4 protein-coding genes are annotated in these 4909 nt (G+C 33.8%); 3 read left to right on the forward strand and 1 reads right to left on the reverse strand.

What is annotated here, in order from left to right:
• Positions 1 to 452 precede the first annotated feature (452 nt).
• Complete coding sequence (tauD, locus tag KPC_RS17830; RefSeq protein ID WP_121975680.1) at positions 453 to 1316, forward strand: taurine dioxygenase; 864 nt, start codon at positions 453 to 455, stop codon at positions 1314 to 1316.
• A 15-nt stretch (positions 1317 to 1331) separates the two neighbouring features.
• Here the strand turns inward: tauD and KPC_RS17835 are convergent, their stop codons facing one another.
• Positions 1332 to 1973 (reverse strand): YczE/YyaS/YitT family protein, encoded by a 642-nt coding sequence (locus tag KPC_RS17835; protein ID WP_121975681.1) that lies wholly within the window; start codon positions 1971 to 1973, stop codon positions 1332 to 1334.
• A 207-nt stretch (positions 1974 to 2180) separates the two neighbouring features.
• Here KPC_RS17835 and KPC_RS17840 point away from each other — a divergent pair, with 207 nt between their 5' ends.
• Together KPC_RS17840 and KPC_RS17845 are read left to right on the forward strand one after the other, a co-directional pair.
• The gene (locus KPC_RS17840; protein WP_121975682.1) at positions 2181 to 2450 is read left to right on the forward strand and encodes a hypothetical protein; all 270 of its coding nucleotides are present in this window, start codon (positions 2181 to 2183) and stop codon (positions 2448 to 2450) included.
• Between the two features lie 72 nt (positions 2451 to 2522).
• Positions 2523 to 4430, forward strand: a complete 1908-nt coding sequence (locus KPC_RS17845) for a 5'-nucleotidase C-terminal domain-containing protein (RefSeq protein WP_121975683.1) — start codon at positions 2523 to 2525, stop codon at positions 4428 to 4430.
• Positions 4431 to 4909: the final 479 nt, after the last annotated feature.

The raw sequence follows: 4909 nt of genomic DNA on the forward strand, positions 1-4909 counted from the left end.
AGTTAATTTTTTCCAAAAGGTTGATTTAATGTTTGTAAGAATTTAGTATGTGAAATACCAAATAGAAGTGTCAAAACACATTCTAGAGGGTAACAATAAGAAAATAAGCAAAGCAAAAGTAGGCTGATACCAGTCTAAATAATAATAAAGTGGTACCTATTTCAAAGGGAAAGAGATTTTGGGAGAGATCTCTTTCCCTTCCTTATTTTTCATTAATTTGAATAATCATCTCAGGAAAAACTATTTTCTTGTTTTTTGCAAAGTGCTTAAGCTAATAAAGACATGAATTTGAATTTTTCGAATTTTTTGCTTTCTATAGACTATGGAAAAAAACAGGATCTTATATAAATATGGTTATATTGTTTCACATGGAACCATAGATTGCTGTTCGGATTATTAGAAAAAAATGCATGTGTTAAGTGAGTGGTATAAAGAGATAGACAGAGGAATATATGAACGCAATTGTTACACATACATATAAGGTCACGCCACTTAACCCAAGTATTGGTGCAGTTGTAGAAGGCTTTGATTTTAAGCAGCCATTAACACCTGAAGCAAAAAACTTTATAGACCAGGCGCTCTTAAAACATCAGGTGATTTTTTTTCGTAATCAGAAAATGACACCACAACAACATGCAATATTTGCGAAGCAATTTGGACAACTTCATATTCATCCAATTTATCCAAATATTCCAGACCAGACAGAAATTATGGTGCTGGATACTGAATTAAATGATTTGAGAGATAACGCACTTTGGCATACTGATGTTACTTTCTTGCAAGAACCTGCAATGGGGGCAATTTTAAATGCTAAAAAAGTACCTGCATATGGTGGAGATACTTTATGGTCGAGTGGTACAGCATCATTTGAAGCGTTGTCTAAACCATTTCAAAATCTGTTATCCGGGCTAACAGCTACGCATAATATTATGAAGTCTTTTCCTGTAGAGCGTTTTGGTAATGATCCTGTAGAAATGCAAAAGCTTGAAGCCGCTAAGCTAAAGCATCCACCAGTGAGCCATCCTGTCATCCGGACACATCCAATTACTGGTCGAAAAGCGCTTTTTGTCAGCGAAGGATTTACAACGCATATTAATGAGTTAGAAGCGAAAGAAAGTGATGCCATTTTAAAGATGTTATTTGAACATATTCAAAAGCCTGAATTTGTCGTGCGTTGGTCTTGGCAGGAAAATGATGTTGCATTTTGGGACAATCGTTGCACATTCCATTACGCTGTAGATGATTATAGACCTGCCCATCGTGTGATGCATCGCGCAACTTTAATCGGTGATCAACCATTTTATCGAGCAGATTAATAATAAAAGCTCAACCTAGAGTTGAGCTTTAAAATCAAGAAAGTTGAATTTTGCTATTAAAGTTTTGACTAGAGTTCCAATTAAAAAAGCAGAAATAATGGTTCCTTCCCGAATTCCAACAATTTCATTTAAAGCGATGTATGAACTGATTGCAGCGATAGTGACTAAAATAATATCTCCATAAGTTTTACAAGTGCCGTAACTGACATTGAAACGGCTTGCATAAGCTAGGTATAAACCTTCTCCAGCAAGAAAAATGAGTTTGGCTTTTACCTGAAAAATCACACCAATTGCTGTAAGTAGACAGCCAGCCAAACACAATAACATTTGAAAAGTATAATTTTCAGCATGTAAAGACTGTGTTAGCCACAACATACAGTCAATCATAAAGCCAAAAACGATACCAACAATGAGTTGTAGCCATTGAATCCACTGGAAATCTTTTCCTAAAATCAACATTTGTAATAGGATAAAAATAATATGCAAAAATATGGTTAATGTGCCAATTGTTAAAGGAATAAAATAACTATAAACATAAGGAAGAGATGAAATGGGTGAAGTGCCTAGTGAGGATCTGATTGATAGCGCGACACCAAATGCCAATAATGTTAGCCCAGATAATAAAATGAAGATTCGCTTTAAGAAATAAGAAGGCATGATCTAATGATATAAATAAAACTGTTTTATAAAAAGAAGGTTTGATTCAATATACATCACGATGATGAAAAATCATGTAATGACAGATATTTTTATTATACGTTTATTGCCGAAATACTTAAAAAGGAATAACAATAAAAAGTGTGCTATTTTTATTTAAGACACATATCAATTATATATCCTTCAAAAAACAGGAGGGAATTGTCAGTGAATACAAACCTGAGTGTTGAGCATAAAATTGATCTGATATTGAATTATATTTTTACCTTTGAAGTTAGTGATGTTAAGAAGCAACAGCATTGTCATGTTCTTGCCATATTTGAAGTGATGGATATGGTAGAAAAATATCAACTATTTTACGCAGTGCAAAAACATTTACCTCTTCGGGCTGGTTTTCTTTTTGCTTCTGAGAACTATCAAGGAAAAATAGAAACACTACTAGAAGTGATAGATGCTATTCAATTGAAGAAAAATTAAAGAAATTATTTTCATAAAGATTAAATAATAAATCAGCAAACTCAATATTTTAAGATATTGAGAATAATTCCAATGAAATTTAAAAATAAAAAGATCCTGTTAAGTTTATGTTTAATATCTATATTAGCAACTGCCTGTAATGATGATAAAGATCTGGATTTGCAGTTTGTAAAACCACCTGTTCCTGCTGGCTCGTTAGAGTTGAATATCCTACATATCAATGATCATCACTCGCATCTAGATGAAGAAGATTTAAAATTTAAAATGAATGTAGGTTCAGGAGAAGAAGAATTCAGTGTGAAAAATGGAGGTTTTGCCCGTGTTGCAGCCTTAATGAACCAGTTGGCGGGTGAACGCAAAAATACGATTAAAATTCATTCTGGTGATGCAATAACAGGAGATTTATATTATACCTTAACAGGGGGGAAAGCAGATGCAGATGCCATGAATACCGTTTGTTTTGATACACTTACATTGGGTAATCATGAGTTTGATGCAAAAGATGCAGGTTTACAAAAATTTATAGACTTTTTAGATGAAGGTGGATGTAAGGAAAAAACCAAAATTTTATCTGCAAATGTTAATTTTGGGAAATCTTCACCTCTATATCAGACAAACCGCATTCAAAAATCACAAATCTTTGAAAAAGATGGACAGAAGTTTGCCATTATCGGATTAACCATTGCGAAGAAAACTAAAAACTCTTCTCAGCCAAATGCAGATACAACATTTAGCGATGAAATAGAGACTGCACAAAAAGAAATAAATCAGCTTAAGGCACAGGGCATCAATAAAATCATTTTACAAACCCATGTAGGCTATGATCTGGATCAGCAATTAGCAAAGTCATTAACGGATGTAGATGTCATTATCGGGGGAGATTCTCATACCTTACTTGGTCCTGAAAGCCTAAAAAAATACGGATTGACTCGACAAGGAGCATACCCGACCCAGCTGCGTAACAAAGATGGTGATCTGGTGTGTATTGTTCAAGCTTGGCAATACAGTTATGTAGTAGGCGACCTGAATGTAAAATTTGATAAGGATGGTAAAGTTGCAAGCTGTAGTGGAACACCACATATCTTAATTGGTGGAGATTTTACTCGGACGGCAAAAGATGCAAAAAAAGTGACGTCTAATGAAAATAAATATATTTTAAATCAATTTAAGATAGACCAAGTCCCATTTACTGTTGTCAATAATGATCCTAAAACTGAATCAATCATACAGCCTTATAAACAACAAAAGGATGCTTTTGCAAATAAAGTGATTGCTCAAGCCACAGAAAATTTATGCCTACGCCGTGTACCAGGCACTGTTCGTGATACGACTCTTTCTAAGTTAGGTGATGTTTGTAATAAGAATCAATCTGTAAATGCACATGGTGGTGATATCCAGCAGATAATTGCTGAAGCATTTTTACAACAAGGCAAAAGTTTTTTTAATGCAGATATTTCATTTCAAAATGGTGGTGGTGTACGCGAAGACATTCCAACGGGTAATGTAACTGTTGGGAAAATTTATAGTATCTTACCTTTTAAAAATGTCCTCGTTCGTCTCAATGTAACGGGAACCGAGGTAAAATCAATACTTGAAGATGCTATGGACGGTGTTGTAATTCAAAATAATACAGGAAGTTATCCATATACAGGTGGCTTACGTTGGAATGTTGATTTATCAAAAGAAAAAGGGCAACGCATCAGTCAACTGGAAGTGAGAAATAGTTCTGGACAATATGAATTACTTGATTTCAATAAAACGTATAAAGTTGTTACGATCGATTTTCTTGCAAATGGTGGAGATTACTATAATACAATGAAATCAATTACAGGGAATCGCCGTGAAGAAGTTGGACTGGATTATGCAGAAGCATTTTTGAAATATGTTGATGGAATGACAGGCAGTGTTGGTAACAAGAAATTAAATAAACTGCCAGTTCTTGATTACAGTACTCAACTCTTTATCGATAAAGTTAAATAGTCTTTTTTAGCAAGTATCGTCTGTTAAAAAATCTCGTTAAAGTGGGATTTTTTAATAAAAATGCTCAAAAAATAAGTGANAAGTAATATTTTTTAATGAAATAGTCGAAAAAAACGACACACAAGCAAAATAATTAAAAATAGGGGTTGCGCNCGTTTAAAAACTCTATAGAATACGCTGCATCCCGACGCGAAACACGAAACGAACTTAGCTTACAGGGTTAGGTTGTTGAGAATTTTTTGCGTTAAATTTTCTGCTGACGAGGCAGGGAATAGATCATTAAGAGAATATGAAGAACAACTTGTGTGGATTTTTACTGGTTGATTAACGATAAATTATCATTGATTGATTGGTAGAAATTACTCGAAGTTTATTTGAGAATTTTTGTCAGTAATTGATGAGCCAGGATTTGGTAGTTTAGATTAAAGCTACAAAATGATTTTAACTGAAGAGTTTGATCATGGCTCAGATTGAACGCT

This window comes from Acinetobacter stercoris, from assembly GCF_900323515.1.
Taxonomy (GTDB): Bacteria; Pseudomonadota; Gammaproteobacteria; order Pseudomonadales; family Moraxellaceae; genus Acinetobacter; species Acinetobacter stercoris.

Coding starts and splice junctions, on each gene's coding strand:
- tauD (WP_121975680.1), top strand. CDS start 453: ATGAACGCAATTGTTACACATACATATAAGGTCACGCCACTTAACCCA.
- KPC_RS17835 (WP_121975681.1), bottom strand. CDS start 1,973: ATGCCTTCTTATTTCTTAAAGCGAATCTTCATTTTATTATCTGGGCTA.
- KPC_RS17845 (WP_121975683.1), top strand. CDS start 2,523: ATGAAATTTAAAAATAAAAAGATCCTGTTAAGTTTATGTTTAATATCT.